The organism is Brachybacterium muris, assembly GCF_016907455.1.
In the GTDB taxonomy this organism is placed as follows: domain Bacteria; phylum Actinomycetota; class Actinomycetes; order Actinomycetales; family Dermabacteraceae; genus Brachybacterium; species Brachybacterium muris.
This window is the reverse complement of record NZ_JAFBCB010000001.1, coordinates 2,879,645-2,906,318: the sequence shown is the minus strand read 5'-3', so window position 1 is coordinate 2,906,318 and position 26,674 is coordinate 2,879,645. Positions and strand designations below refer to the sequence as shown.

General features: G+C 67.8%; 23 protein-coding genes and 6 pseudogenes. 26 read left to right on the top strand and 3 right to left on the bottom strand.

The features are described 5' to 3' along the window. Positions 1 to 284 precede the first annotated feature (284 nt). Positions 285 to 1,085, bottom strand: a complete 801-nt coding sequence (locus tag JOD52_RS13620) for an exodeoxyribonuclease III (protein ID WP_017823297.1) — start codon at positions 1,083 to 1,085, stop codon at positions 285 to 287. A 50-nt stretch (positions 1,086 to 1,135) separates the two neighbouring features. On the opposite strand from JOD52_RS13620, the gene JOD52_RS13615 reads away from it, so the two are divergent. Then, complete coding sequence (locus JOD52_RS13615) at positions 1,136 to 1,987, top strand: SDR family NAD(P)-dependent oxidoreductase (protein WP_031307070.1); 852 nt, start codon at positions 1,136 to 1,138, stop codon at positions 1,985 to 1,987. A gap of 63 nt (positions 1,988 to 2,050) precedes the next feature. Then, positions 2,051 to 2,653, top strand: coding sequence for an orotate phosphoribosyltransferase (locus tag JOD52_RS13610; RefSeq protein ID WP_017823299.1), 603 nt, complete (start codon positions 2,051 to 2,053; stop codon positions 2,651 to 2,653). A gap of 9 nt (positions 2,654 to 2,662) precedes the next feature. Here JOD52_RS13610 and ypfJ read toward each other — a convergent pair whose 3' ends face one another. Continuing rightward, complete coding sequence (ypfJ, locus tag JOD52_RS13605; protein WP_204410557.1) at positions 2,663 to 3,586, bottom strand: KPN_02809 family neutral zinc metallopeptidase; 924 nt, start codon at positions 3,584 to 3,586, stop codon at positions 2,663 to 2,665. A 222-nt stretch (positions 3,587 to 3,808) separates the two neighbouring features. Between ypfJ and JOD52_RS13600 the strand changes: the two genes are divergently transcribed. From JOD52_RS13600 to JOD52_RS13490, 23 genes and pseudogenes are all read left to right on the top strand, one after another. Beyond that, positions 3,809 to 4,489, top strand: a complete 681-nt coding sequence (locus JOD52_RS13600) for a DedA family protein (protein WP_017823301.1) — start codon at positions 3,809 to 3,811, stop codon at positions 4,487 to 4,489. Continuing rightward, a complete protein-coding gene (locus JOD52_RS13595) occupies positions 4,476 to 5,120 on the top strand; it encodes a TrmH family RNA methyltransferase (RefSeq protein ID WP_017823302.1) in 645 nt (214 codons plus the stop codon). The genes JOD52_RS13600 and JOD52_RS13595 overlap by 14 nt, the downstream gene beginning before the upstream one ends. Before the next feature lie 429 nt (positions 5,121 to 5,549). Beyond that, entirely contained in the window at positions 5,550 to 6,506 is a 957-nt protein-coding gene (locus JOD52_RS13590; RefSeq protein WP_204410555.1) for a hypothetical protein, read from the top strand. 9 nt (positions 6,507 to 6,515) lie between these two features. Next, a complete protein-coding gene (locus JOD52_RS13585) occupies positions 6,516 to 7,304 on the top strand; it encodes a hypothetical protein (protein WP_204410553.1) in 789 nt (262 codons plus the stop codon). Positions 7,305 to 7,323: 19 nt separating this feature from the next. Then, entirely contained in the window at positions 7,324 to 9,189 is a 1,866-nt protein-coding gene (gene dnaK, locus JOD52_RS13580; protein WP_204410551.1) for a molecular chaperone DnaK, read from the top strand. 18 nt (positions 9,190 to 9,207) lie between these two features. Then, positions 9,208 to 9,747, top strand: coding sequence for a nucleotide exchange factor GrpE (locus tag JOD52_RS13575; RefSeq protein ID WP_204410550.1), 540 nt, complete (start codon positions 9,208 to 9,210; stop codon positions 9,745 to 9,747). Between the two features lie 3 nt (positions 9,748 to 9,750). Further along, positions 9,751 to 10,638: a DnaJ C-terminal domain-containing protein gene (locus JOD52_RS13570; protein ID WP_017823307.1), complete on the top strand. Its 888-nt coding sequence runs from the start codon at positions 9,751 to 9,753 to the stop codon at positions 10,636 to 10,638. Next, positions 10,635 to 10,946: a chaperone modulator CbpM gene (locus JOD52_RS13565; protein ID WP_017823308.1), complete on the top strand. Its 312-nt coding sequence runs from the start codon at positions 10,635 to 10,637 to the stop codon at positions 10,944 to 10,946. The genes JOD52_RS13570 and JOD52_RS13565 overlap by 4 nt, the downstream gene beginning before the upstream one ends. Further along, positions 10,937 to 13,564, top strand: coding sequence for an ATP-dependent chaperone ClpB (gene clpB / locus JOD52_RS13560; protein ID WP_204410548.1), 2,628 nt, complete (start codon positions 10,937 to 10,939; stop codon positions 13,562 to 13,564). Before JOD52_RS13565 ends, clpB begins: the two co-directional genes overlap by 10 nt. Beyond that, positions 13,561 to 14,009 (top strand): annotated as a pseudogene (gene trxA, locus JOD52_RS13555) (thioredoxin). The gene clpB and the pseudogene trxA overlap by 4 nt, the downstream one beginning before the upstream one ends. Beyond that, the gene (locus tag JOD52_RS17565) at positions 14,006 to 14,266 is read left to right on the top strand and encodes a UBP-type zinc finger domain-containing protein (protein WP_204410546.1); all 261 of its coding nucleotides are present in this window, start codon (positions 14,006 to 14,008) and stop codon (positions 14,264 to 14,266) included. Before trxA ends, JOD52_RS17565 begins: the two are co-directional and overlap by 4 nt. Next, positions 14,263 to 15,975: an FAD-dependent oxidoreductase gene (locus JOD52_RS13545; RefSeq protein ID WP_204410544.1), complete on the top strand. Its 1,713-nt coding sequence runs from the start codon at positions 14,263 to 14,265 to the stop codon at positions 15,973 to 15,975. Before JOD52_RS17565 ends, JOD52_RS13545 begins: the two co-directional genes overlap by 4 nt. A gap of 351 nt (positions 15,976 to 16,326) precedes the next feature. Continuing rightward, positions 16,327 to 16,764, top strand: a pseudogene (locus JOD52_RS13540) (IS21 family transposase); the annotation flags it as partial. Positions 16,765 to 16,927: 163 nt separating this feature from the next. Beyond that, positions 16,928 to 18,490 carry an IS21 family transposase gene (gene istA / locus JOD52_RS13535; protein WP_204408388.1) on the top strand — a complete coding sequence of 521 codons (1,563 nt, stop codon included), beginning with the start codon at positions 16,928 to 16,930 and terminating at the stop codon, positions 18,488 to 18,490. Continuing rightward, positions 18,487 to 19,059: pseudogene (locus JOD52_RS13530) on the top strand (ATP-binding protein); the annotation flags it as partial. The gene istA (JOD52_RS13535) and the pseudogene JOD52_RS13530, both read left to right, overlap by 4 nt. Before the next feature lie 162 nt (positions 19,060 to 19,221). Continuing rightward, the gene (istA, locus tag JOD52_RS13525; protein ID WP_204408388.1) at positions 19,222 to 20,784 is read left to right on the top strand and encodes an IS21 family transposase; all 1,563 of its coding nucleotides are present in this window, start codon (positions 19,222 to 19,224) and stop codon (positions 20,782 to 20,784) included. Further along, positions 20,781 to 21,527 carry an ATP-binding protein gene (locus tag JOD52_RS13520; protein WP_338124028.1) on the top strand — a complete coding sequence of 249 codons (747 nt, stop codon included), beginning with the start codon at positions 20,781 to 20,783 and terminating at the stop codon, positions 21,525 to 21,527. The genes istA (JOD52_RS13525) and JOD52_RS13520 overlap by 4 nt, the downstream gene beginning before the upstream one ends. A gap of 100 nt (positions 21,528 to 21,627) precedes the next feature. After that, positions 21,628 to 21,819, top strand: a pseudogene (locus JOD52_RS17560) (ATP-binding protein); the annotation flags it as partial. 109 nt (positions 21,820 to 21,928) lie between these two features. Then, positions 21,929 to 23,062: pseudogene (gene istA, locus JOD52_RS13510) on the top strand (IS21 family transposase); the annotation flags it as partial. Continuing rightward, positions 23,059 to 23,805, top strand: a complete 747-nt coding sequence (locus JOD52_RS13505; protein ID WP_338124028.1) for an ATP-binding protein — start codon at positions 23,059 to 23,061, stop codon at positions 23,803 to 23,805. The pseudogene istA (JOD52_RS13510) and the gene JOD52_RS13505, both read left to right, overlap by 4 nt. Positions 23,806 to 23,809: 4 nt before the next feature. Next, on the top strand, positions 23,810 to 23,947 hold the full coding sequence (locus tag JOD52_RS13500; protein ID WP_204410542.1) for a hypothetical protein: 138 nt from the start codon (positions 23,810 to 23,812) through the stop codon (positions 23,945 to 23,947). After that, a pseudogene (locus JOD52_RS13495) lies at positions 23,929 to 24,453 on the top strand (sodium:solute symporter family transporter); the annotation flags it as partial. The gene JOD52_RS13500 and the pseudogene JOD52_RS13495, both read left to right, overlap by 19 nt. A 19-nt stretch (positions 24,454 to 24,472) precedes the next feature. After that, the gene (locus tag JOD52_RS13490; protein ID WP_204410541.1) at positions 24,473 to 24,811 is read left to right on the top strand and encodes a hypothetical protein; all 339 of its coding nucleotides are present in this window, start codon (positions 24,473 to 24,475) and stop codon (positions 24,809 to 24,811) included. A 121-nt stretch (positions 24,812 to 24,932) separates the two neighbouring features. Here the strand turns inward: JOD52_RS13490 and JOD52_RS13485 are convergent, their stop codons facing one another. After that, positions 24,933 to 25,226, bottom strand: coding sequence for a hypothetical protein (locus tag JOD52_RS13485; RefSeq protein ID WP_204410539.1), 294 nt, complete (start codon positions 25,224 to 25,226; stop codon positions 24,933 to 24,935). 371 nt (positions 25,227 to 25,597) lie between these two features. On the opposite strand from JOD52_RS13485, the gene fbaA reads away from it, so the two are divergent. Next, positions 25,598 to 26,626 (top strand): class II fructose-bisphosphate aldolase, encoded by a 1,029-nt coding sequence (fbaA, locus tag JOD52_RS13480; RefSeq protein ID WP_204410537.1) that lies wholly within the window; start codon positions 25,598 to 25,600, stop codon positions 26,624 to 26,626. Positions 26,627 to 26,674 lie beyond the last annotated feature (48 nt).

The following is a 26,674-nucleotide window of genomic DNA, read 5'->3' as shown; positions in this document are numbered from 1 at the left end:
GAACCCGCCATTGGGGAGGAACCTCAGGTCACGCGGGGCTCTTGCGCACCGTCGTCCGGCGGCGTAGTGTGATCTGCACAACGACGAATACCGGCAACGGAACCCACGTGCGACTGGTCCCCGCAACGGACCGGCTGCGAGGTGTTGAAAGCGCCACCGCAGCCATCACACATGGCACGCCTGATCCCGTTGCCACGGCTCGTCGGGAGCGGCGCCGCGATTCATCGCGACGCCGCTCTTTCCGTGCGTGGGGGTGTCCGGGCGACGTGTCCCAGAATCCCGGTTCAGAACTCCAGGTCCACCACCACCGGCGCATGGTCCGAAGCGCCCTTGCCCTTGCGCTCCTCGCGGTCGATGAACGACCCGGTGACCGCCTGCTGCACAGCGGGGGAGCCCAGCACGAAGTCGATCCGCATCCCCTCCTTCTTGGGGAAGCGCAGCTGCTGGTAGTCCCAGTAGGTGTACACCCCGGGCCCGGGGTGGTCCGGGCGCACCACATCCGCGTAGCCGGCATCCACCACCGCCTGGAACGCTGCCCGCTCGGGCTCGGTCACGTGGGTCTTCCCCTCGAAGAACTCCATCGACCACACGTCCTCGTCCCGCGGCGCCACGTTGAAGTCGCCCACGAACGCCACCCGCGCCTGCGGGTCCTCCGCGAGCTCGCGGGCCCCCTCCGCGCGCAGCGCCTCCAGCCAGCGCAGCTTGTAGGCGTAGTGGGGGTGGTCGATCTCGCGGCCGTTGGGCACGTACAGCGACCAGATCCGCAGGCCGTCGCCCACGACGCCGCTGATGGCCCGTGCCTCGGCCACTCCCGTCTCGTCCTCCGGCCACACCGGCACAGTGGGCAGCTCAGGCCGCACGTCCTCCAGGCCCACGCGGGACACCAGTGCCACACCGTTCCACTGGTTCAGCCCGTGTGCATGGACCTCGTACCCGGCCTCCACCAGCTGGGTCAGGTCCAGCTGGGCGGGCTTGGCCTTGGTCTCCTGAAGGGCCAGCACGTCGACCTGGTGGCGGTCCAGGAAGGCGAGCACGCGGTCCATCCGAGCCCGCAGAGAATTGATGTTCCAGGTGGCGATGCGCATGGCCCTGATCCTACGGGCCGGTGGGCCACACCTGGCTCTATCATCAGTGCATGGCGCGCGCACTCGTCACCGGATCCACCTCGGGGTTGGGGCTGGAGTTCGCCTGGCAGCTGGCCGGCACCAGGCACGATCTGGTCCTGGTGGCCCGCGACGAGGACCGCCTGCGCAGCATTGCCGCACAGATCCGTGACGTGCACCGGGTCGAGGTCGAGGTGCTCGCCGTGGACCTCTCGGACCGGCACCGGCTGGACCGCGTCGCCACCCGCCTCACCGACCCCGTCGACCCGGTGGACCTGCTGGTCAACAATGCCGGCTACGGCCTGCGCGGCGGGTTCCTCGAGATCGGGGTCGAGGACCACGAGAAGCAGATGGACACATTGATGCGGGCCGTGCTGGTGCTGTCCCACGCCGCCGCACGCTCGATGGTGCAGCGACGCCGCGGCGCGATCATCAACGTGAGCTCCCTGGCCGGCTACACCGCCGCCGGGCCGTACGCCGCCTCCAAGAGCTGGGTCACCGTGTTCACGGAGTCCCTGGCCTCGGAGCTAAAGGGCACCGGCGTGAGCGCCACGGCGCTGCTGCCCGGCTTCGTGCAGACCGAGTTCCACGAGCGGGCCTCGATGAACATGGAGGGCCTGCCGCGGATCACCTGGCTGAAGGCTCCCTACGTGGTGGAGCAGGCACTGAAGGACGCCGCCCGGGGCGTGGTGCTGTCGATCCCCTCGGTGAAGTACCGCACCGCCGGGGAGGTGTCCCGCATCGCCCCGCGCTCCATGATGCGGGCTCTCACCTCACCCAACTGGTACCACCGGCTGCAGCGCAAGGCCGTGGGCCGGTCCCGTCGGCGTGCTTCGCGCCGCAACCTCCACGCTCCCTGGCAGCGCGAGGACCCGCCCCAGTAGATCCGCTCGGCGGACAGAGCGGGGGTCTCGGAGGAACCGGCGTGCGCCACTACGCTGGGCCGCATGTCCGACACCTCAGATCCCCGCCCCACCGACGCTCGAGCCGCCGATCCTGCCTCCGACCGCGAGCGCCTGCGCGTGCTGATCCGCGACCTCGCGGTGGTGCGCGGCCAGGTCACCCTCTCCTCCGGCGCCCAGGCCGACCACTACGTGGACCTGCGTCGCATCACCCTGCACCACGAGGCGGCACCCCTGGTGGGCCGGATCATGCTGGACCTGCTGCGCCGCGAGGGCCTGGTCCCCGGGATCGACGCCGTCGGTGGCCTCACCCTCGGCGCGGACCCCGTGGCGACGTCGATCCTCCACGCCTCTGCGGGTACCCCTGCACCGCTGGACGCCTTCGTGGTGCGCAAGGCCAACAAGGCCCATGGCCTGCAGCGCCGCATCGAGGGACCGGACGTCGCCGGCCGCCGCGTGGTCGCCGTCGAGGACACCTCCACCACCGGTGGCAGCGTGCTCACTGCCTGCGAGGCCCTCACCGAGGCCGGGGCCGACATCGCCGCGGTCGCCGTGATCGTGCATCGCTCCGACGCCTCGCGCCAGGCCGTCGAGCAGGCCGGGTACCGCTACCTGGCGGCCTACGACATCTCCGAGCTGGAGATCTGAGGGAGGCGCTCAGACCTCCGGGACGGCGAAGGTGTCGCAGGACTCCACGGTGCCCTTCTGGTAGCCCGTGATGAACCAGGCCTGACGCTGTTCGGAGGAGCCGTGGGTCCAGCTCTCCGGGTGGATGCCGCCACCGGCGACCTCCCCCTGGATGTGGTCGTCGCCCACCGCAGCGGCCGCCGACAGACCGGAGGCGATGTCCTCCTGGGTCAGCGGCTCCAGCATCCGCACCCCGTCCTCGTCGACGGTGTTGGCGGCATGGTGCGCCCACACCCCGGCGTAGCAGTCAGCCTGCAACTCCAGGCGCACCGCATCGGACTGCGGGCCGGTGTCCTGCCGGTTCGCCCGCTGCATGGAGCCCTGCAGGTTCTGGATGTGGTGGCCGTACTCGTGGGCCACCACGTAGATCTTGGCCAGCTGGCCGCCGTCGGCCCCGAACCGGGACTCGAGCTCGCCGAAGAAGGAGACGTCCACGTAGATGCTGGCGTCGGCCGGGCAGTAGAAGGGGCCCACGTCGCTGGTGGCCGGGCCGCAGCCGGTCTGCACCTGGCCGGTGAACACCTGCCCGCCGGGCTCGACGAACTCGATGCCCGAGGCGGGGGCGAGCTCGGACCACAGCGAGTCGGCCGATTCGATGGTGGCCTGCACCAGGCAGTCGTCGCGCTCGTTCGCGTCCTGGCCGGTGTCGCACCCCTCGAGCGTGCCGCCCTCGGCGACAGGCCCCGGCTGCGGCTGGCTGCCGCCGAGCAGGGCCCCCGGGTCGCCACCCATCAGCATGTAGACCAGGATCACGACCAGCAGCAGGCAGCCACCGCCGCCGCCGATGGCGACGCCGCCGCCACCGCGCCCGGGGCGGAACCCGCCGCCGAAACCGCCGCCGCCGCTGCGAGAGACGTTGTCAGAGCGGATCTCCGCGTTGGGATTGAAGGTCATGGCCACAGAGTAGACGAGCGTCACGTCCGGGGGTATCGGTTCACCGACGCGCCTGACGCCTGGTCGAGCACCGGCGGGCATGACCGGAGGAGGTGGATGCGGGCAGTGCCACAGCCCGATCCGAGACGGTGCCGCCTACCATGGGCCAGTCCGCTCGGGCATCTGCCGGGGGGAACGCGCGAGAAGTCCGCCCTCGCGCCCCGAACTCGGAGGAGCTGCTGCATGAACATCGTCGACTGGGCCGTGGAGACGATCGACCGTTTCGGCGCCTTCGGTGTCGCGCTGCTGATCTTCCTGGAGAACGTCTTCCCCCCGATCCCCTCCGAGGTGATCCTGCCGCTGGCCGGGGTGACCGCCGCCGGGCCCAACAACACCTACGCCGGCATGCTGATCGCCTCGATCATCGGCTCGGTGACCGGGGCATGGCTGCTGTACGGCCTGGGCCGACTGTTGGGTCCGGAGCGCCTGCGCTGGGCGTTCATCCACCTGCCGCTGCTGAACGTGGACGACTACGACAAGACCGTCGACTGGATGGACAAGCACGGTCAGAAGGGCATCTTCTTCGGCCGCATGGTGCCGGGGGTGCGCTCGCTGATCTCGATCCCCGCGGGCCTGTACAAGATGCCCTTCTGGATATTCACCCTGCTCACCGCCCTGGGCAGCGCCATCTGGAACACCATCTTCGTGACCTTCGGCTACACCCTGGGCAGCAACTGGACCGTGATCGAGCCCTACACCGATGTGATCTCCAAGATCGTCTACGCGATCATCGCGATCGCCCTCGTGTGGACCCTGATCAAGCTGATCCGCCGCGAGAAGCGCCGCAAGGAGCTGGGTCTTCCCGATCCCGACGAGGAGCAGAAGAAGGAGCTCCGCGAGAAGGGGGACGATGACGCACGCTGAGCCCGCCCAGGAGCGCGAGGTCGGCGTCGGCCCCCACCCCGAGCCCTGGCCCGAGGACCCGCGCCTGGATCCGGAGCTGTTGGCTCACGGCGACCGCCGCAACGTGCTGGACCGGTACCGCTACTGGCGGCGCGAGGCGATCATCGCCCACCTCGACACGTCCCGCACGGCCCTGCACGTGGCGATCGAGAACCTCGAGCACGACGCCAACATCGGCTCGGTGGTGCGCACCGCCAACGCCTTCAACGTGGCCGCCTTCCACATCGTCGGCAGGCGGCGCTGGAACCGCCGCGGTGCGATGGTCACCGACCGCTACCAGCACGAGCTGCACCATCCCGATGCAGCCTCGCTGGCGGCCTGGGCCCGTGCGCAAGGACTGTCCATCGTGGCGATGGACCTGGTGCCGGGGGCGATGCCCATCGAGCACACCGCATTGCCGCGCTACTGCCTGCTGGTGTTCGGCCAGGAAGGGCCGGGTCTCAGTGAGGACCTGCTGGCAGCAGCGGACCAGGTGGTGGGCATCAGCCAGTTCGGCTCCACCCGCTCCATCAACGTGGCCGCCGCCGCGGCGATCGCCATGCACACCTGGGTGGTGCAGCACGTGGACGTGCCGCGGGGACCGCTGGCCTGAGCGGCTCTCCGGGCTCGGCTCCGCCCACCGGCTGACGCAGCATCGCTCTGATCGGCGACGAACGACGTTCCCGCGGGAACGCCTCCGTCCACCGGTCCGCCCTCCACGGGAGGGCACGCCCTAGCTGTCGTCGGTCATGACGTTGTCGACGCCGGTGTGGAGCGCCTCGGTGTAGGCCAGGCGGGAGAAGCCGTGGTCCATCGGGTCATGGAACGGGTCTCCTCCCAGTAGATGAATGGCTTCAGCACCACCCATCGTGCCGGTCAGGGACCCGTTCCTTCATCCCCACCCCACCGACTACAGCGTCATGACCCGCGCTACCTAGAATCGAAGGATGCTTCCTGAGGCCACGCCCCGCCGTATCCGCTCCAGCGCCCGCGACGGCGCTCGCCGCCCGGAAGCCGCCCGTCCTGGCGAGCAGCAGGCGGTGTGATGGCGGGGACCAGCGACGAGACGTTCGAGATCGCCTCGGAGCACCTGGCCTCGCGCATGAGGTGGCGGTCGCACAGCTGGCTGTGCCTCATAGGCGCGGTCCTGTGGCTGGCGCTGTGGTTCCTCATCGAGGAGCGGATCGAGCAGGGCGCCGCTTGGACCTCGCCTCTCGCGGGCACGGGTCCGCTTCCGGGCGCGGCGCTGGTCACGCTGTTCCTCGTGATCGCCGTTGTGCCGACCACCATCGGTCTCAGCGGCGTGCTGGGCGCGGTCAGCGTCCCGCCGCCGACCCCGTTGCTCGCTCTGCTCGCGGTGCGCCGCCTCCCGGTCGCCCGCGCTTTGGTGGCGCTGGGGCTGCTCGGCACAGTTGCCGTGCCGCCCCTGATCCTGGTGGGGCTGGAGAGCACGCGGGTGCTCCCGCTGATGGCGCTGCCGATGCTGCTCGTGGTGGTGGTGCCGGCGGTCGCCTCACGGATCCGTGCACGCTCCGGCGCGCTCGCCGTGGCCCGCCGCGAGGACGGGACGTACCGACTGCTGCGCTGGGAGCAGGGCCGGGTCGTTCCCGCATCCCATGGCGTCGATGGGCTGCTCGGGGTGGAGCTGACCCGTCGGGGAGTGTGCTGGCGCCCCGGCGCGGAGGCCGCGGTGCACCGGTGGACGGATCAGGCCCGGCTGCATCCCACCGAGGAGGAGATCCGCGCGCTGACGCTGCCCTGGTCCTGGGCAGGGCAGAGCGGTGAGGGGCGGGCCCATCCCCATGAACGGGCGGGGCGGCTCGCGTACGGCGCGGCCATCCTCTGCGTGGTCGGTTTCATGCTGCTCACCGGCACCGCCGTCGTGGTCCACGCCGTCCCGGACGGCAACCGGCTCGGTGCGGCGGCGGGCGCCGTGCTGGCGGCCCTCGGCGTCCTGGTGGCGATCCAGTTCGTAAGGGGGAGCGGGAGCTCTCACTAGGATCGAACGGTGTCCCAGCAGACCCAGTACCGCATCATCCTGTTCTATGTCTTCACGCAGCTGGCGGACCCTGAGGCGGTGCGGCTGTGGCAGTTCACGCTCGCGCAGTCGCTGGGTCTGCGGGGCCGGGTGATCGTGTCGGTGCACGGCATCAACGCGACGCTCGGCGGCGAGCTCGGCGCGATCAAAACCTACGTTCGGGCACTGAAGGGGTATGCGCCTTTCCGGGGCGCCGACGTGAAGTGGTTTCAGGGCACCGGTGAGGATTTCCCGCGGCTGTTGACTCAGCGTAAATGTGGAGGGGGTGAGATGGTGACCTCATGTGCGGACCTGCGCATCGCTCAGCAGATGGATCCGCGCTCGATGTCGGTCGATCTGTCCCGAGAGGGCGACGAGTACGTTCCTGAGGCGAACCTGCCAGGCATCGACTCGGAGCCCATCGAGCTGGGTGGGCGGCCAGCCGATCACCGTCCGCGCGGTGAGCGGCCCAGTCCGCGACCGCCGGCGCGAAGTGGTTCACCGCCGAACGGCCCCCAGGGGCAATTCATGCGGCTGCTGGGCCCGGCGCCCGGCATCGACAGCGACAGCGTCACCGCCAGCTGCGACCTGGGCACCCTGCGGGTGGTGATGCCCATCGAGCAGCCCGCCGTCCGGAAAGATCGCCGAGAAGCAGCCTGCTTCCTGACTCTGGGCACTCAGCCCTGCGCCTGCGCCGATCCTGGCGCTCTCTTTGAAGACCCCTGTAGCGCGCTATTTGACAACCCCTGTAACGTGGCGCACGAGACAAGACCCACGTGACAAGAAAGGAACGACCATCATGGCCAAGGCAGTAGGAATCGATCTGGGGACCACGAACTCCGTTATCGCCGTCTGGGAGGGCGGCGAGGGGAAGGTCATCCCGAACGCGGAGGGAGCCCGCACTACCCCGTCGGTGGTCGCTTTCACCGAGGACGGTGAACGGCTGGTGGGGCAGCTTGCCCGCCGCCAGAGCATCCTCAACCCGAAGGGCACCATCTCGTCCGCCAAGCGGTTCATCGGCCGGTCCTTCGACGAGATCAAGGAGGAAGCCAACGCCGTCGGCTTCGACGTCGTGGAAGGCCCCAACGGCGAAGCACGGTTCAACATCCGCGGCAAGCAGTACGCGCCGGAGGAGATCAGCGCCCAGGTGCTGCGCAAGCTCGTCGACGACGCCAGCAAGTTCCTCGGTGAGAAGGTGACCGAGGCCGTCATCACCGTTCCCGCCTACTTCAACGACGCCCAACGCACCGCTACCAAGGACGCCGGACGCATCGCCGGGCTCGAGGTGCTGCGCATCATCAACGAGCCCACCGCCGCCGCACTGGCGTACGGAATGGACAAGAAGAACCACGAGACCATCCTGGTGTTCGACCTCGGTGGCGGCACGTTCGATGTCAGCCTCCTCGACGTGGGCGACGGGGTCGTCGAAGTGCGATCCACCGCCGGTGACACCCACCTGGGCGGCGACGACTTCGACCGCCGGCTGGTGGACTACTTTGCCGACGAGTTCAAGAACGAGAACGGCATCGACCTGCGCAACGACCCGCAGGCGCTGCAGCGGCTGTTCGAGGCGGCCGAGAAGGCGAAGGTCGAGCTCAGCTCGGTGTCCCAGACCCAGGTCAGCCTGCCCTTCATCACCGCCGACGCTAGCGGACCCAGGCACCTCACCATGACCGTGAAGCGGTCCAAGTTCGAAGACCTCACCGCTGACCTCGTTGAGCGGTGCCTCGGTCCGGTGCGTCAGGCGATGGCCGACGCGAAGATGAGTGAGGACGACATCGACGAGGTCATCCTCGTGGGCGGTTCCACCCGCATCCCCGCTGTCCAAGCGCTCGTCAAGCGGCTCACCGGCGGCAAGGAGCCGAACATGACGGTGAACCCCGATGAGGTGGTCGCTGTGGGCGCCGCCATCCAGGCGGGCGTCCTCAAGGGCGACGTCGACGACGTGCTGCTGCTGGATGTCACCCCGCTGTCGCTGGGTGTGGAGACCCGCGGTGGCGTGATGACGAAGATCATCGAACGCAACACCACCATCCCCGCCCGACGCAGCGAGGTGTTCTCCACGGCCGAAGACAACCAGCCGTCGGTGGAGATCGTCGTCCTGCAGGGCGAGCGGGAGAACGCCGCAGACAACCGGGTGCTGGGCCGGTTCCAGCTCACCGGCATCCGCCCCGCTCCTCGCGGTGAAGCGCAGGTGGAGGTCACCTTCGACATCGACGCGAACGGCATCCTGAACGTGACGGCGAAGGACAAGGACACCGGCACCGAGCAGGGCATCACCATCAGCGACACCTCGAATCTGGACCAGGGCGAGATCGACCGGATGATCAAGGAAGCCGAGCAGCACCGGGCTGACGACCAGGCGCTGCGCCAGGCCGTGGACGCCCGCAACGAGCTGGACTCCGCCGCCTACCAGGTCGAGCGGGTACTGCGTGAGCTCGGCGACGCTGCACCGGAGCACGAGCGTGCCCGCGCGGAGCTGCTCATCACGCAGGCCCGCGAGGCAGTGCAGAACAACGTCGGCGAGCAGGAAGCGAAAGAGCGCACCGGCGAGCTGCTGCAGGTTGCGCAGTCCCTTGCTGCGGCCCGCGCGAACGCCAGCCACGCTGAGCAGCCCGCTCAGGACGACGAAGACGACGTCGTCGACGCCGAATTCGACAAGTAGCACGGAGGGAGGATCGCGATGGTCGAGGAGCAGAACGAGGACACGCGGGCCGTGGACCTGCTGAACGACGACCTCACCGAGGTGTCCCCGGAGGAGCTCCGCGCCGCGCAAGCAGCGGTCGCCTCCCAGTTGGAGACGGCCGAGGACCGGTGGCGCCGGGCGGCGGCGGACTACGACAACCTCCGCAAACGGACGGCGGGCGAGATCCAGACCGTCCGCGAGCAGGAGCGGCGGCACACCGCCAGTGCCTTCTTGCCCGTCGTCGACGGGCTGGACCGGGCGCTCAGCTTCGGGGCGGACCTTGACGAGGGCGTTCGGGGTGGCATGCAGGCAATCCGGGCGCAAGCCGCTGATGCGTTGCGCGCACTCGGGTACCCCGAGATTGTCATCGACGGTGCGGAGTTCGACCCGCATCTGCACGAGGCGGTCTCGGTCGTCGAGGATGCCAGCGTCCCGCCGCGCAGCATCCTCGACGTCACTCGCCCCGGGTTCGGAACGCGTGAGCGGATGCTGCGACCGGCTGCGGTCGTGGTCACCCGCAAGCCGGAGGAGGAGTAGGAGATGGCGGAGGATCTCTACAGCGCGCTGGGGGTCTCCCGGTCGGCGGATCAGAAGGAGATCCGCCGCGCCTACCGGGAGAAGGCCCGCAAGTTCCACCCGGACGTCAACAAGACCCCGGGGGCGGAGGAGACCTTCAAACGGATCAGTGAAGCCCACGATGTGCTGTCGGACCCGGAAACGCGCTCACAGTACGACCGGTTCGGTGAGAACTTCCGGCAGTACGCCGCCGCGGACGCGGCTCGCTCCTCCGAGCAGCCGCGCCGCAGCGGCGGCACCCGATACACGTGGAGCGGGGGCGGCGCGCAGAGCGTGAACTGGGAGGACCTCTTCGGGGGCGGCTTCGGTGGTTTCGGTCGCGGCGCCGACCGCACCGCGGAGCTGGAGATCACGGTCGAGGAGGCCTACCGGGGCGGGCGGCGGACGGTGCAGGTCGCGTCCCCGTACGGCGGCGCGCAGGAGTACACCATCGACATCCCAGCGGGCGCTGTCGACGGGCAGCAGCTGCGGATCGCGGGCGCAGGCGGAGCGGGCGCCGACGGACAGGACGGGGACCTGCTGGTCACGCTGCGCGTGAAGGACAGTAAGCGGTACCGGCTCAGCGGCGCGGACATCGAAACAGACCTTCCCATCGCACCGTGGGAGGCGGCGCTGGGCGCGGATGTCAGCGTGCCCACCCCCGGCGGCCCGGTCACCGTGCACGTTCCGCCCGGCTCGTCCACTGGCAGGCGGCTCCGCCTGCGCGGGCAGGGGATGCCCCGCAGAGGAAAGCCGGGAGACCTGTATGCGCGGGTGAAGGTCGTCGTTCCCCGCACTCTCAGCAAGAAGGAGAAGGAGCTGTTCGAACAGCTCCGCGACGAATCGTCGTTTGATGCCAGGAGAGGATCATGACCTCACATCACCTGCCCGTCCGTGTCGCCCGGGCCGACCTGGAGGCGACCGCGGTGGCCGCAGGTATCCACCCGGATACGCTGCGGAAGTTCGTCGAGCTGGGGCTGGTCACCGCCCACGTCGACACCAGCGGCCGGCTGTGGTTCGCCCGTACGGTCCCCGCCCGCGTGCACACCATCGTGCGTCTGCACTCCGATCTTGCCGTGAACTACGCCGGCATCGCACTCGTGCTCGACCTGCTCGCCCGCATCGAGCAGCTCGAGCATCACCGGACCATCCGACTTGAAGGAGACACCCCATGGACATGAACTCACTCACTCAGAAGTCGCAGGAAGCGCTCACCTCGGCCCAGAGCATCGCGGTCCAGGCCGGTCAGATCGAGACGGATGAGGAGCATCTCCTGCTCGCACTGCTCCAGCAGGAGGAGGGGCTGGTTCCCCGACTGCTGCAGACAGCGGGTGCTGACGTGGAAGCGGTACGCGCCGACGTCGAAGCGGAGATCGCCCGCAAGCCCAGCGTCTCCGGGTCCTCCCCGCAGACCGGTCAGGTGTATCTGAGCCGCAGCCTCACCTCCACCCTGGAACGGGCGGAGCGGGAGGCAAAGCGGCTGAAAGACTCCTACATCTCCGTGGAGCATCTCGTTCTGGCCCTCGCCGACGACTCCTCCAACCGCGCCGCGTCCCGCGTGCTGCGCGGGCACGGTGTCACCCGGGAGAGCTTCCTCAGCGCGCTCACCAAGATCCGCGGCAACCAGCACGTCAACTCCGCCACCCCCGAGCAGACGTACGAGGCGTTGGAGAAGTACGGCCGTGACCTGGTCGCTGACGCCCGGCTGGGCAAGCTTGACCCGGTCATCGGGCGTGATGCGGAGATCCGTCGGGTCATCCAGATCCTCTCCCGCAAGACCAAGAACAACCCCGTCCTCATCGGCGAGCCCGGTGTCGGAAAGACCGCCATCGTGGAGGGCCTTGCCCAGCGGATCTTGCGTGAGGACGTGCCCGAGGGCCTTCGCGACAAGACCGTGTTCTCGCTGGACCTGTCTGCCCTGGTCGCCGGCGCGAAGTACCGGGGCGAGTTCGAGGAGCGAATGAAGGCAGTCCTGGCAGAGGTGAAGGCAGGGGAGGGACGCATCCTGCTGTTCATCGACGAGCTGCACACCCTGGTGGGGGCGGGAGCCACCGAAGGGGCGATGGACGCGGGCAACATGCTCAAGCCGATGCTCGCCCGCGGGGAGCTGCACCTCATCGGTGCCACCACCCTCGATGAGTACCGCAAGCACATCGAGAAGGACGCTGCCCTGGAACGCCGGTTCCAGACGGTGATGGTCGATGAACCCGACGTGGAGGACGCGATCTCCATCCTCCGCGGCCTGCGCGAACGACTGGAGATCTTCCACGGTGTCCGCATCCAGGACAGCGCATTGGTCGCGGCCGCCGTGCTGTCCCACCGGTACATTACCGACCGGTTCCTGCCCGACAAGGCCATCGACCTCATCGACGAAGCCTGCGCGCGATTGCGAACCGAGATCGACTCAATGCCTGCCGAGCTGGACGAGTTGACCCGGCGGGTGACCCGCCTGGAGATCGAGGAAGCGGCGCTGTCGAAGGAGACCGACACGGCCAGCAAGAAACGGCTGGAGGAGCTGCGCCGGGAACTGACCGACCTGAAGGCGGAGGCGGACGCCAAGCGCGCCCAGTGGGAGGCTGAGCGTCAAGCGATCCGCAAGGTCCAGGAGCTGCGCGGTGAGCTGGAGCGGCTGCGGCGGGAGGCGGAGGAAGCGGAGCGCTCCTACGACCTCAACCGTGCCGCTGAACTGAGGTACGGGGCTATCGCTGACGCGGAACGACGCCTGCACGCCGAGGAGGAGCGTCTCGCCTCCAAACAAGGCCGGCAGAGGCTGCTGCGGGAGGTGGTCACCGAGGACGAGATCGCCGAGATCGTCGCAGCATGGACGGGGATCCCCGTGGCCCGGCTGCAGGAAGGTGAACGCAACAAGATCCTCAGCCTGGAGGCCACCCTCAAGGAGCGGGTGGTCGGTCAGGATGAGGCCATCACGCTCGTCAGCGACGCGATTATCCGTGCCCGCTCCGGCATCCGCGACCCGCGCCGACCCATCGGCTCGTTCATCTTCCTCGGCCCCACCGGAGTGGGAAAGACCGAACTGGCCAAAGCGCTCGCGCAAGCACTGTTCGACAGCGAGTCGGCAATGGTCCGGCTGGACATGAGCGAATACCAGGAACGTCACACCGTCAGCCGGCTCGTCGGTGCACCTCCCGGGTATGTCGGGTACGACGAGGGAGGGCAGCTGACCGAGGCGGTGCGCCGCCACCCGTACAGCGTGGTCCTTTTCGACGAGATCGAGAAAGCGCACCCGGACGTGTTCAACACGCTGCTGCAGGTCCTCGACGACGGCCGCATCACCGACAGCCAGGGACGCACCGTCGACTTCCGCAACACCATCATCATCATGACCTCCAACATCGGTGCCCATCACCTGTTGGGCTCCGATGGCGGCGCGATCCCCGACGACGTGCGAAACAGTGTGCTCGGTGAGTTGCGCGCCCACTTCCGTCCCGAGTTCCTCAACCGGGTGGACGACATCGTGGTGTTCTCGCCGCTGGGTCGTGAACAGATCCAGGACATTGTGGAACTGCAGTTCACCGACCTGCGCTCCCGGCTGGCCGAGCGTCAGATCCGCATCGAGCTGACGCCCGCGGCACGCCAGCTCATCGCCGACCGCGGCTACGACCCCGTGTACGGTGCACGGCCGCTGCGACGCTACATCAGCCATGAGATCGAGACCCGACTGGGTCGTGCGCTGCTGAGCGGGGAGGTGATGGACGGGTCGACGGTCACGCTGGACGTGCAGGACGGCGACCTCGTCTTCAACATCGCAGCGCCCGTCGAAGAGGAGGACACGGCGTGAGCGCGATTGTGACCTGCCCCAACTGCGGGAAGAAGAACCGTGTTCCCGCCGCCGCGTCGGGGTACCCGCGCTGCGGTGTCAAGAGCGCCGTGCCGTGGATCGTCGATGCGGGCGATGCGGACTTCGCCGAGGTGGTCGAGAAGGCCCGGTAAGTGGTGCTCGTGGACTTGTGGGCGACCTGGTGCGGACCGTGCCGGATGGTCAGCCCTGCCCTCGAGAAGGTCGCCACGGAACGTGCCGGCAAGCTCAAGCTGGTGAAAGTGGACGTGGACGCCGCGCCGGAGACGGCCCGCAAGTTCTCCGTCCAGGCGGTGCCGACCTGCTCATCCTCAACCAAGGGAACGTGCTCTCCCGCCAATCCGGAGCCGCTCCGCCGGACGTGCTGCTGCGCTGGGTGGACGAGGCGCTGCAGAAGAAGGCTGATTCGGCCGGCGGTGCCCCATGAGATACGTCGACCCACACGTCGCGCTCATCCGCCCGGTCCGTCCCCGGACACCCGGGTCATGTGAGGACTGCGTGGCGGTCGGCACGCCCTGGCTGCACCTGCGGATGTGCCGCACCTGCGGGAAGGTCGGGTGCTGCGACTCCCCCCCGATGCGGCACGCCCGCAGGCATGCGCTCACGGCGGGGCAACCCATCGTGCGGTCGCTGGAGCTGGGGGAGAACTGGAGCTGGTGCTACGTGGACGAAGCGTACCTATGAGTGACACGCCCGCCGCCAACCGCCGCCAGGTCGCTCAGGCCGAGACGCCTGATACCATCGGCGCCTTCCCGCGGCTCAGCGACGAGCAGATCGTGGTGCTGCTCGTACGAGGGCAGCGCCGCACACTCACCGACGGGGAGGTTCTCATCCGGCCCGGCGAGCACCCGTCCTCCCTCTATGTCGTCCTGGAAGGGCACCTGCTGACGGTGGACACCGAACCTGCGGCGGATCCGCGTCACTCCGATGAGTCGTTGGCGGTCGGGGTGCACGGCCGCGGCCGGTTCGTGGGGGATGTCGGGCTGCTGGAAGGACAGCCGTCTTTCGTGTTCGTCTCCGCCATCGGCGCCGCCGAGGTGGTGGAGGTGCCCGTCGATGAGCTGGAGGCCATCGTCACCTCGGACCCGCTGTTGGGTGAGATCATCCTGCGGGCCTACCTCATCCGCCGCTCCCTGGCCATCGGGGCGGGAGCGGGCCTGCGGATCGTCGGCTCCTGCTTCTCCCCGCTGACCCGGGATCTGCTGGACTTCATCGTACGAAACCGGCTGCCCCACCGGCTGGTGGACCTGGATAGGGACGAGAAAGCGGAGCGGCTGGTCCGCCAGCTCGGCGCCACCGTCGCCGACTTCCCGCTGGTGATCCTCGGCGGCTCACGCACCGTCCTGGGTGCCACCCCGGCACGGCTCGCCGAAGAGTTGGGGATGCGCCCGCCCGCCCCACCGGCCACCTGCGATGTGGTGGTCGTCGGCGCTGGGCCGGCTGGTCTTGCCGCGGCGGTGTACGCAGCCTCCGATGGGTTGTCGGTCCACCTGTGCGACGCGGTCGCCACCGGCGGGCAGGCGGGAACATCAGCGAAGATCGAGAACTATCTGGGGTTTCCCGCCGGAATCTCCGGCACTGAGCTCGCCGAGCGCAGCCTCCTGCAAGTGCGCAAGTTCGGTGCCACGTTGGACATCCCGACCACGCTCCAGGAGGTCGTGGAGGATGAGGACCGCTTCCGGGTGATCTTCGAAGATGGCAGGGAGGTCACCTCCGATGTGGTGGTCCTTGCCACCGGAGTGCGATACCGCTCGCTTCCCGCCGCGGGGCTGGACCGGTTCCAGACCTCGGACGTGTTCTACGCGGCAACAGCGCAGGAAGCGCGGATGTGCGTAGACACACCTGTCACTGTTGTCGGCGGCGGCAACTCCGCCGGCCAGGCAGCGCTGTTACTTGCCCGCACGTCCTCCCGTGTGCACCTTGTGGTGCGCGCCGCGGACCTGGGAGCGGGAATGTCCAGATACCTGGTGGACCAGATCCAACATCACCCCCGTATCAACGTGCTGCTGTCCTCGGAGGTCGTGGAAGCACACGGCGGCAACCGTTTGGAAGCGGTCACAGTCCGTCACGGTGACGTGCTGAAGAAGCTCCGCGCGGGGCACGTGTTCGTCTTCATCGGCGCCGCTCCGGCGACGACGGGATTGAAGGTCGATGTGGCACGCGATCCTGACGGGTACATCCTCACCGGCGCGGAGGCGGAGTTGGCCGGCGCGGGGACGGAAGGAAGCCCCCGCTTCTCTTTGGAAACCACCATCCCCGGGGTCTTCGCTATCGGCGATGTGCGGCACGGGTCTGTGAAGCGAATGACCTCGGCTGTGGGTGAGGGCGCCAGTGTGGTCCGGCAGATCCACGAGTACCTGAACGAGGGTCGTCACAGTCGGGTGCGCGCATGAGCTCCGACATCCAGGGACACCTGACGCCGCACGCCGCCCCGAACCCGGCAGCCGTGGGAGAACCCGCGGATCCACCGGTGGCCCATGCGGGCGTAGCGGGCGAGATCCGCTCGACGTTGCGTCGGATGAGGTAGTTTCGCCGCATGCCGGTGCTGCACATCGCCGAGGAACGCGGCGAGGGCCCGACAGTGAATATTCGCCTCGCTGGGGTCCGCTGATCGAGGGTTCGGGTGCCACGTCGCTGCCGTAGCGGTGGCGTCGTTCGGGACCACCAGTGGTGTCGTTGGGGCCGCTCTGTCTACGCTCCTTCCGCCGTGTGTATAGGGCACGCGGCGGAAGGAGCAATCTGGAATGGTACGGAAGATCAGGGCGAAGCTGGTGCTCCAGCTGCGCGCAGAAGGTCTGTCGGGGCGAGCGATTTCGTCCTCGCAGGGCATGTCCCGCAAGTCCGTGAGGGCGGTGTTCGAGGCCGCTGACGCTGCAGGGATCGGGTGGGGCGATATCGCGGACGTCGCCGATGAGCAGGTGTATGCCCGGTTGTTCCCGGGCCGGGGCGAGCACGAGAGCGTGTTCGCACAGCCGGACTGGGAACAGGTCCATCGAGAGATGGCCAGGGTCGGCGTGACGCTGAAGCTGTTGCACGGCGAGTACTTCGACGCGACCACGGCGGCTGGGGATCCGGCGATGGGGTATGACCGGTTTTGCCGCACCTACCAGCACCACGTCATGGTCACCGGTGCCGCTTCGAGAGTCGGTCACAAGGCCGGCCAGAGCGTGGAGGTCGACTGGTTGAATATTCGCCTCGCTGGGGTCCGCTGATCGAGGGTTCGGGTGCCACGTCGCTGCCGTAGCGGTGGCGTCGTTCGGGACCACCAGTGGTGTCGTTGGGGCCGCTCTGTCTACGCTCCTTCCGCCGTGTGTATAGGGCACGCGGCGGAAGGAGCAATCTGGAATGGTACGGAAGATCAGGGCGAAGCTGGTGCTCCAGCTGCGCGCAGAAGGTCTGTCGGGGCGAGCGATTTCGTCCTCGCAGGGCATGTCCCGCAAGTCCGTGAGGGCGGTGTTCGAGGCCGCTGACGCTGCAGGGATCGGGTGGGGCGATATCGCGGACGTCGCCGATGAGCAGGTGTATGCCCGGTTGTTCCCGGGCCGGGGCGAGCACGAGAGCGTGTTCGCACAGCCGGACTGGGAACAGGTCCATCGAGAGATGGCCAGGGTCGGCGTGACGCTGAAGCTGTTGCACGGCGAGTACTTCGACGCGACCACGGCGGCTGGGGATCCGGCGATGGGGTATGACCGGTTTTGCCGCACCTACCAGCACCACGTCATGGTCACCGGTGCCGCTTCGAGAGTCGGTCACAAGGCCGGCCAGAGCGTGGAGGTCGACTGGTCCGGCCCCACGATGGAGCTGGCCGATCCGGTCACCGGCGAGGTCTCGAAGGTGTTCTTGTTCGTTGCCTGCCTGCCTTTTTCTCGTTACGCGTTCTGCTTCCCGGCGCTGGATATGCGCCAGGAGTCCTGGCTGCGAGCGCACGTAGCGATGTTCGAGGCGCTGGGCGGGACGGTCCCGAGGATCGTTCCGGACAACCTCAAGACCGGTGTGGTGAAGCACCCCCGCGAGGGCGAGATCGTCCTGAACGATGCGTATCGCGAGATGGCAGCGCATTACTCGGCGGCGGTGCTCCCGGGGAGGGTGCGGAAACCGAAAGACAAGGCGAGCGTGGAGAACACCGTCGCGCACGTCGCGACCTGGGTCATCGCCGGGCTGCGGGATCAGCGATTCACGTCCCTGCCCGAACTTGCAGCCGCCATCGGGCAGCGGATGGAGGCCTATAACGCGGAGCCGTTCCAGAAGCGGCCCGGATCCCGCGCCAGCGTGTTCGACGCGGAGGAGCGGCCGCTGCTGACGCCGCTGCCGGCGGTGCCCTACGAGATCTCGACATGGCACTACGGACGACGAGTGGGCAGGAACGGGCACGTCACGTTCGCGCGGAACTTCTACTCCGCGCCGTTCGCGCACATCGGCGCGAAGGTCGATCTGCGCATCACGGCCCGGACGCTGGAGATCTATCAGGGCAGCCAGCGACTGACCAGTCACCTGCTGCTCCCGGAGACCGCGAGCAATGAGTACCGCACCAACGACGCGGACCTACCTGCGGGCGAGCGTTTCCAGGCCTGGGACGCGCAGAGGGTGCGGGCGTGGGCAGATCGGGTCGGGCCGGCCACGGTGATCGTGATCCAGCGGATCTTCGAGTCCGTGCCGATCGTGGAACAGGGCCTGGATCCCGCGTTGGCGGTGCTACGGCTCTCTCGCCGCTTCTCCGTAGATCGGGTCGAGGCGGCCTGCGCACTCGCGCTGACGGGACGGGTCCGTTCACCGCGCTATGCGCATCTGCACCCGATCTTGGCCACCGGGCAGGACAAGGTCGCCGCCCTGCGTCCACCCCGCGAGGAACCCGCGGAAGACGGCGGATACGTCCGTGGCGCCGACTACTACGCCGGAGGTGTCCGGTGAGCGTGATCGATAACGACACGAAGCGGAAGCTGCGCGAGATGGGCGCGACCGCGCTGCTGGACGCGATCGATGCCCAGGATGAGGCTCACGTGCTGGGGATGTCGTTCCAGGAACGGCTCCAGCTGATCGTGGACGAGGCGCATTCCATCTTCAATCATGGAAAGGTCGAGGGTCTGATCCGCCGGGCGGGGCTGCGTTATCCCGGAGCGGACCTGCGGCGGCTGGATCTGGTCGAGGAACGGGGACTGAACCGGAACGTGATCGCGCAACTGGCAACCTGCTCCTTCATCCAGCGGCAACAGAACGTGGTCTTCCAGGGCTTCACCGGCTCAGGGAAGTCCTACCTCGGCTGCGCGCTGGCGAAGCAGGCCTGCCAGCACCGGCTCCGAGCCCACTACATCCGAATGCCCGACCTCGAAGAGGCCTGGGCCCTGGCAAAGGACAAGCCGCAGGGCCAGACGAAGTTCCTGCGGAAGTACTCCACGTTCTCGCTGCTGGTGATCGACGAGTGGCTGCTGGACCATCCTGACGAGGGAATGCGTTCGATGCTGCTGGAACTGCTCGAGCGCTGAATATTCGCCTCGCTGGGGTCCGCTGATCGAGGGTTCGGGTGCCACGTCGCTGCCGTAGCGGTGGCGTCGTTCGGGACCACCAGTGGTGTCGTTGGGGCCGCTCTGTCTACGCTCCTTCCGCCGTGTGTATAGGGCACGCGGCGGAAGGAGCAATCTGGAATGGTACGGAAGATCAGGGCGAAGCTGGTGCTCCAGCTGCGCGCAGAAGGTCTGTCGGGGCGAGCGATTTCGTCCTCGCAGGGCATGTCCCGCAAGTCCGTGAGGGCGGTGTTCGAGGCCGCTGACGCTGCAGGGATCGGGTGGGGCGATATCGCGGACGTCGCCGATGAGCAGGTGTATGCCCGGTTGTTCCCGGGCCGGGGCGAGCACGAGAGCGTGTTCGCACAGCCGGACTGGGAACAGGTCCATCGAGAGATGGCCAGGGTCGGCGTGACGCTGAAGCTGTTGCACGGCGAGTACTTCGACGCGACCACGGCGGCTGGGGATCCGGCGATGGGGTATGACCGGTTTTGCCGCACCTACCAGCACCACGTCATGGTCACCGGTGCCGCTTCGAGAGTCGGTCACAAGGCCGGCCAGAGCGTGGAGGTCGACTGGTCCGGCCCCACGATGGAGCTGGCCGATCCGGTCACCGGCGAGGTCTCGAAGGTGTTCTTGTTCGTTGCCTGCCTGCCTTTTTCTCGTTACGCGTTCTGCTTCCCGGCGCTGGATATGCGCCAGGAGTCCTGGCTGCGAGCGCACGTAGCGATGTTCGAGGCGCTGGGCGGGACGGTCCCGAGGATCGTTCCGGACAACCTCAAGACCGGTGTGGTGAAGCACCCCCGCGAGGGCGAGATCGTCCTGAACGATGCGTATCGCGAGATGGCAGCGCATTACTCGGCGGCGGTGCTCCCGGGGAGGGTGCGGAAACCGAAAGACAAGGCGAGCGTGGAGAACACCGTCGCGCACGTCGCGACCTGGGTCATCGCCGGGCTGCGGGATCAGCGATTCACGTCCCTGCCCGAACTTGCAGCCGCCATCGGGCAGCGGATGGAGGCCTATAACGCGGAGCCGTTCCAGAAGCGGCCCGGATCCCGCGCCAGCGTGTTCGACGCGGAGGAGCGGCCGCTGCTGACGCCGCTGCCGGCGGTGCCCTACGAGATCTCGACATGGCACTACGGACGACGAGTGGGCAGGAACGGGCACGTCACGTTCGCGCGGAACTTCTACTCCGCGCCGTTCGCGCACATCGGCGCGAAGGTCGATCTGCGCATCACGGCCCGGACGCTGGAGATCTATCAGGGCAGCCAGCGACTGACCAGTCACCTGCTGCTCCCGGAGACCGCGAGCAATGAGTACCGCACCAACGACGCGGACCTACCTGCGGGCGAGCGTTTCCAGGCCTGGGACGCGCAGAGGGTGCGGGCGTGGGCAGATCGGGTCGGGCCGGCCACGGTGATCGTGATCCAGCGGATCTTCGAGTCCGTGCCGATCGTGGAACAGGGCCTGGATCCCGCGTTGGCGGTGCTACGGCTCTCTCGCCGCTTCTCCGTAGATCGGGTCGAGGCGGCCTGCGCACTCGCGCTGACGGGACGGGTCCGTTCACCGCGCTATGCGCATCTGCACCCGATCTTGGCCACCGGGCAGGACAAGGTCGCCGCCCTGCGTCCACCCCGCGAGGAACCCGCGGAAGACGGCGGATACGTCCGTGGCGCCGACTACTACGCCGGAGGTGTCCGGTGAGCGTGATCGATAACGACACGAAGCGGAAGCTGCGCGAGATGGGCGCGACCGCGCTGCTGGACGCGATCGATGCCCAGGATGAGGCTCACGTGCTGGGGATGTCGTTCCAGGAACGGCTCCAGCTGATCGTGGACGAGGCGCATTCCATCTTCAATCATGGAAAGGTCGAGGGTCTGATCCGCCGGGCGGGGCTGCGTTATCCCGGAGCGGACCTGCGGCGGCTGGATCTGGTCGAGGAACGGGGACTGAACCGGAACGTGATCGCGCAACTGGCAACCTGCTCCTTCATCCAGCGGCAACAGAACGTGGTCTTCCAGGGCTTCACCGGCTCAGGGAAGTCCTACCTCGGCTGCGCGCTGGCGAAGCAGGCCTGCCAGCACCGGCTCCGAGCCCACTACATCCGAATGCCCGACCTCGAAGAGGCCTGGGCCCTGGCAAAGGACAAGCCGCAGGGCCAGACGAAGTTCCTGCGGAAGTACTCCACGTTCTCGCTGCTGGTGATCGACGAGTGGCTGCTGGACCATCCTGACGAGGGAATGCGTTCGATGCTGCTGGAACTGCTCGAGCGCCGCTATGACACCGGCTCGACCGTGTTCTGCACCCAGTACCCGAAGAAGGACTGGCACGCCCGGCTCGGTGGAGCAGTCCACGCCGATGCGATCATGGACCGCATCGTGCACAACACAATCTGGATCGACACCGGCGACAGGAACATGCGAGAACACACCGCACTGCCCCAGTGACCCGATGCCGGCGGGAGCCAGTGGTCCCCACCGCGGCGGCTACTGGCCCCCGTCGGCACGATCGGCGGTCCCCAAGAGCAAGATTCGGTGGCTCCCACGACTACGAATACTCAAGCGCCGCTATGACACCGGCTCGACCGTGTTCTGCACCCAGTACCCGAAGAAGGACTGGCACGCCCGGCTCGGTGGAGCAGTCCACGCCGATGCGATCATGGACCGCATCGTGCACAACACAATCTGGATCGACACCGGCGACAGGAACATGCGAGAACACACCGCACTGCCCCAGTGACCCGATGCCGGCGGGAGCCAGTGGTCCCCACCGCGGCGGCTACTGGCCCCCGTCGGCACGATCGGCGGTCCCCAAGAGCAAGATTCGGTGGCTCCCACGACTACGAATACTCAACTGGTCCGGCCCCACGATGGAGCTGGCCGATCCGGTCACCGGCGAGGTCTCGAAGGTGTTCTTGTTCGTTGCCTGCCTGCCTTTTTCTCGTTACGCGTTCTGCTTCCCGGCGCTGGATATGCGCCAGGAGTCCTGGCTGCGAGCGCACGTAGCGATGTTCGAGGCGCTGGGCGGGACGGTCCCGAGGATCGTTCCGGACAACCTCAAGACCGGTGTGGTGAAGCACCCCCGCGAGGGCGAGATCGTCCTGAACGATGCGTATCGCGAGATGGCAGCGCATTACTCGGCGGCGGTGCTCCCGGGGAGGGTGCGGAAACCGAAAGACAAGGCGAGCGTGGAGAACACCGTCGCGCACGTCGCGACCTGGGTCATCGCCGGGCTGCGGGATCAGCGATTCACGTCCCTGCCCGAACTTGCAGCCGCCATCGGGCAGCGGATGGAGGCCTATAACGCGGAGCCGTTCCAGAAGCGGCCCGGATCCCGCGCCAGCGTGTTCGACGCGGAGGAGCGGCCGCTGCTGACGCCGCTGCCGGCGGTGCCCTACGAGATCTCGACATGGCACTACGGACGACGAGTGGGCAGGAACGGGCACGTCACGTTCGCGCGGAACTTCTACTCCGCGCCGTTCGCGCACATCGGCGCGAAGGTCGATCTGCGCATCACGGCCCGGACGCTGGAGATCTATCAGGGCAGCCAGCGACTGACCAGTCACCTGCTGCTCCCGGAGACCGCGAGCAATGAGTACCGCACCAACGACGCGGACCTACCTGCGGGCGAGCGTTTCCAGGCCTGGGACGCGCAGAGGGTGCGGGCGTGGGCAGATCGGGTCGGGCCGGCCACGGTGATCGTGATCCAGCGGATCTTCGAGTCCGTGCCGATCGTGGAACAGGGCCTGGATCCCGCGTTGGCGGTGCTACGGCTCTCTCGCCGCTTCTCCGTAGATCGGGTCGAGGCGGCCTGCGCACTCGCGCTGACGGGACGGGTCCGTTCACCGCGCTATGCGCATCTGCACCCGATCTTGGCCACCGGGCAGGACAAGGTCGCCGCCCTGCGTCCACCCCGCGAGGAACCCGCGGAAGACGGCGGATACGTCCGTGGCGCCGACTACTACGCCGGAGGTGTCCGGTGAGCGTGATCGATAACGACACGAAGCGGAAGCTGCGCGAGATGGGCGCGACCGCGCTGCTGGACGCGATCGATGCCCAGGATGAGGCTCACGTGCTGGGGATGTCGTTCCAGGAACGGCTCCAGCTGATCGTGGACGAGGCGCATTCCATCTTCAATCATGGAAAGGTCGAGGGTCTGATCCGCCGGGCGGGGCTGCGTTATCCCGGAGCGGACCTGCGGCGGCTGGATCTGGTCGAGGAACGGGGACTGAACCGGAACGTGATCGCGCAACTGGCAACCTGCTCCTTCATCCAGCGGCAACAGAACGTGGTCTTCCAGGGCTTCACCGGCTCAGGGAAGTCCTACCTCGGCTGCGCGCTGGCGAAGCAGGCCTGCCAGCACCGGCTCCGAGCCCACTACATCCGAATGCCCGACCTCGAAGAGGCCTGGGCCCTGGCAAAGGACAAGCCGCAGGGCCAGACGAAGTTCCTGCGGAAGTACTCCACGTTCTCGCTGCTGGTGATCGACGAGTGGCTGCTGGACCATCCTGACGAGGGAATGCGTTCGATGCTGCTGGAACTGCTCGAGCGCCGCTATGACACCGGCTCGACCGTGTTCTGCACCCAGTACCCGAAGAAGGACTGGCACGCCCGGCTCGGTGGAGCAGTCCACGCCGATGCGATCATGGACCGCATCGTGCACAACACAATCTGGATCGACACCGGCGACAGGAACATGCGAGAACACACCGCACTGCCCCAGTGACCCGATGCCGGCGGGAGCCAGTGGTCCCCACCGCGGCGGCTACTGGCCCCCGTCGGCACGATCGGCGGTCCCCAAGAGCAAGATTCGGTGGCTCCCACGACTACGAATACTCAGCAAGGCGCCGAGGATGCCCACTACCTGAAGGTGGGCCGTGTGGCGACGGTCGCTGCGTCCGTGATCGCGATCTTCACCGCCCTGATCGCCTCCGCCTTCTCGAACCTGATGGACTACCTGCAGACCCTGTTCGGGTTCTTCAACGCTCCGCTGTTCGCCACCTTCATCCTGGGCATGTTCTGGCGTCGGATGACGCCGACGGCCGGGTGGACCGGTCTGGTGGCGGGCGCGCTGTCCGCGATCGCGCTGTGGTCGGCGTCGACGTTCTTCGGACTGTTCGACCTGCCGGGCCAGGGTCTCGCGTTCGTGTCGGCAGCCACGGCGTTCGTGGTCGACATCCTTGTCTCGGTGATCGTGACCATGGTGACCAAGCCCAAGCCTGCGCATGAGCTGAAGGGCCTGGTGTACTCCGAGACTCCGAAGACCGATCTGGTCGATGCTGAAGAGGCCGAACTGCCGTTCTGGCGGCGCCCCGTGCCGATGGCTGGTATTGCGCTGGCCCTGGTCATCGGCCTGAATATTGTGTTCGCCTGATCGTTGAGTGGAGCTGACGATGACTGAGAAGCAGAGCAAGGATTCGCACGCACCCGGTTCCGAAGGTGGCGGCAGCGGCAAGCATGTCGAGTTGGCGGGAGCCTTCGACATCCGTACGTTCATCGGGGCGCTGATCGGGCTGTTCGGGCTGATCGTGCTGCTCACGGGCCTATTCGGGTTCAGTCCCGAGGAAGCAGCCAAGACCGGTGGTGTGAATGCGAACCTGTGGGCCGGTATCGCGATGATCGTGTTCGCTGCGCTGTTCGCGGTGTGGTCGAAAGTCGACCCGATCCGATTCGTGGTGCAGGACAACGCGGAGGGCGCCGAGGAGGAGCGGGACTTCGCCGCGCTCGACTGACGTCGGCCCGTACGGCGTTGCGCGTGCGCCCTGAGTGCGCGCTGTGGCGTGGGGCCGTGAGGGGGCGATCCGCGGGGCTGGTCACGTTACGGATCGCGCCTGTGTCGGGATCCTGCGGGGATCAGCGGGAGCGGTCGCGGCGGGAGCCTGAACCCTTGTCGTGCTCAAGGGGTTCGGAGGGCGTCGCCGGGAGGTCGGCGCAGGCTGCGTCGGCATCCTGCACGAGCTGGTCGAGGTCCACGCCGCGTTCGTGACGTGCCACCACGGGGGCCTCCTCGACGGTCAGAGGGTCCTGCGTGTGCGGATCGATGCCCGGTTCGTACCGGCCCGTGCCGTACCCGGTGATGCCGACGAGCGCCAGTGCGGCCCGCGCGGTGTCGAGGATCGCTGGATCGCGGAGGGGACGAGGGGACATGTTCTGCGGAGCCGATACGGAGGCACTGAGACAGCACGCCAACGCTGTCCGGCGCGGGGTCGAGCGCCTGCAGGGGCTCGGGTCGGCGGGGGAACCTGGTGCGACGAGGCCTGCTGAGTATCTCCCACCGCCGCCTGGCGCGAAGGCACCCGATCAGGCGCTGATGGAGCTCGTCCCCAGTGACGCAGGCGCGCCGATCTGATCCCGGGACGCGCCGTCACTGAGACGCAGGCCACTCCCGGAGCCTCCGGGACCCTCCCCGGGGGCGGCCCGGGGCCACTGTGGAACAATGAACAAGGACGAGCGATCCCGTGTCGCATCATTGCGCCCGAGGTCGTCCCAGCAGTCTCTTCCTGAAGGAGAAATACCCCATGGCAGTTGTCACTCCCGACCAGTACAGCGCGATGATCGACCGCGCCAAGGCCGGCAAGTTCGCCTACCCCGCGGTCAACGTCTCCAGCTCGCAGACGGCCATCGCCGCGCTGCAGGGCTTCACCGAGGCCAACTCCGACGGCATCATCCAGGTGTCCTTCGGTGGCGCCGAGTACCTCTCCGGCTCCACCGTCAAGGACCGCGTGGCCGGCTCCATCGCTCTGGCCGAGTTCGTGCACGCCGTGGCCAAGAACTACCCGATCAACGTCGCGCTGCACACCGACCACTGCGCCAAGGAGGTCCTGCCCACGTGGGTGGAGCCCCTGATCGAGTGGGACCTCGAGAACCGCGTCAAGAAGGGCCTGGACCCCCTGTTCCAGTCGCACATGTGGGACGGCTCCGCCGTCCCGATCGACGAGAACCTCGAGATCGCCGAGCGCCTCCTGGCCAAGTCCGTCGAGGCCAAGAAGATCCTCGAGATCGAGGTCGGCGTGGTCGGCGGCGAGGAGGACGGCGTGGAGGCCAACGTCTCCAACGACAAGCTGTTCTCCACCCCCGAGGACGGCCTGAAGACCGCCGAGAAGCTGGGCCTGGGCGAGAACGGCCGCTACCTGACCGCCCTCACCTTCGGCAACGTGCACGGCGTGTACAAGCCGGGCAACGTCAAGCTGCGCCCCTCGGTGCTGCTGGACATCCAGAAGGCCGTGGGCGAGAAGTACGGCAAGGACATGCCGTTCGACCTCGTGATGCACGGTGGCTCCGGCTCCACCCTGGAGGAGATCCGGGAGGCCGTGGACAACGGTGTCGTCAAGATGAACATCGACACCGACACCCAGTACGCCTTCACCCGTCCCGTGGCCTCGCACATGTTCAAGAACTACGACGGCGTGCTCAAGGTCGACGGCGAGGTGGGCAACAAGAAGGCCTACGACCCGCGCGCCTGGGGCAAGAAGGCCGAGGCCGGCATGGCCGCCCGCGTCGTCGAGGCCTGCGAGAACCTGCGCTCGGCCGGCACCCACGAGGGCTGAGCCGCATCACGCCATTCAGCGAGGCCTGCCTCGACTGAAAGCTGACGA

What these genes read in the sequence shown, in the direction of transcription:
- istA (WP_204408388.1), top strand. Translation starts at nt 16,928, where the DNA reads ATGGTACGGAAGATCAGGGCGAAGCTGGTGCTCCAGCTGCGCGCAGAA.
- JOD52_RS13570 (WP_017823307.1), top strand. Translation starts at nt 9,751, where the DNA reads ATGGCGGAGGATCTCTACAGCGCGCTGGGGGTCTCCCGGTCGGCGGAT.
- JOD52_RS13500 (WP_204410542.1), top strand. Translation starts at nt 23,810, where the DNA reads ATGCCGGCGGGAGCCAGTGGTCCCCACCGCGGCGGCTACTGGCCCCCG.
- JOD52_RS13575 (WP_204410550.1), top strand. Translation starts at nt 9,208, where the DNA reads ATGGTCGAGGAGCAGAACGAGGACACGCGGGCCGTGGACCTGCTGAAC.
- clpB (WP_204410548.1), top strand. Translation starts at nt 10,937, where the DNA reads ATGGACATGAACTCACTCACTCAGAAGTCGCAGGAAGCGCTCACCTCG.
- JOD52_RS17565 (WP_204410546.1), top strand. Translation starts at nt 14,006, where the DNA reads ATGAGATACGTCGACCCACACGTCGCGCTCATCCGCCCGGTCCGTCCC.
- istA (WP_204408388.1), top strand. Translation starts at nt 19,222, where the DNA reads ATGGTACGGAAGATCAGGGCGAAGCTGGTGCTCCAGCTGCGCGCAGAA.
- JOD52_RS13490 (WP_204410541.1), top strand. Translation starts at nt 24,473, where the DNA reads ATGACTGAGAAGCAGAGCAAGGATTCGCACGCACCCGGTTCCGAAGGT.
- JOD52_RS13615 (WP_031307070.1), top strand. Translation starts at nt 1,136, where the DNA reads ATGGCGCGCGCACTCGTCACCGGATCCACCTCGGGGTTGGGGCTGGAG.
- JOD52_RS13565 (WP_017823308.1), top strand. Translation starts at nt 10,635, where the DNA reads ATGACCTCACATCACCTGCCCGTCCGTGTCGCCCGGGCCGACCTGGAG.
- JOD52_RS13620 (WP_017823297.1), bottom strand. Translation starts at nt 1,085, where the DNA reads ATGCGCATCGCCACCTGGAACATCAATTCTCTGCGGGCTCGGATGGAC.
- ypfJ (WP_204410557.1), bottom strand. Translation starts at nt 3,586, where the DNA reads ATGACCTTCAATCCCAACGCGGAGATCCGCTCTGACAACGTCTCTCGC.
- JOD52_RS13485 (WP_204410539.1), bottom strand. Translation starts at nt 25,226, where the DNA reads ATGTCCCCTCGTCCCCTCCGCGATCCAGCGATCCTCGACACCGCGCGG.
- JOD52_RS13610 (WP_017823299.1), top strand. Translation starts at nt 2,051, where the DNA reads ATGTCCGACACCTCAGATCCCCGCCCCACCGACGCTCGAGCCGCCGAT.
- JOD52_RS13595 (WP_017823302.1), top strand. Translation starts at nt 4,476, where the DNA reads ATGACGCACGCTGAGCCCGCCCAGGAGCGCGAGGTCGGCGTCGGCCCC.
- fbaA (WP_204410537.1), top strand. Translation starts at nt 25,598, where the DNA reads ATGGCAGTTGTCACTCCCGACCAGTACAGCGCGATGATCGACCGCGCC.
- JOD52_RS13545 (WP_204410544.1), top strand. Translation starts at nt 14,263, where the DNA reads ATGAGTGACACGCCCGCCGCCAACCGCCGCCAGGTCGCTCAGGCCGAG.
- JOD52_RS13600 (WP_017823301.1), top strand. Translation starts at nt 3,809, where the DNA reads ATGAACATCGTCGACTGGGCCGTGGAGACGATCGACCGTTTCGGCGCC.
- dnaK (WP_204410551.1), top strand. Translation starts at nt 7,324, where the DNA reads ATGGCCAAGGCAGTAGGAATCGATCTGGGGACCACGAACTCCGTTATC.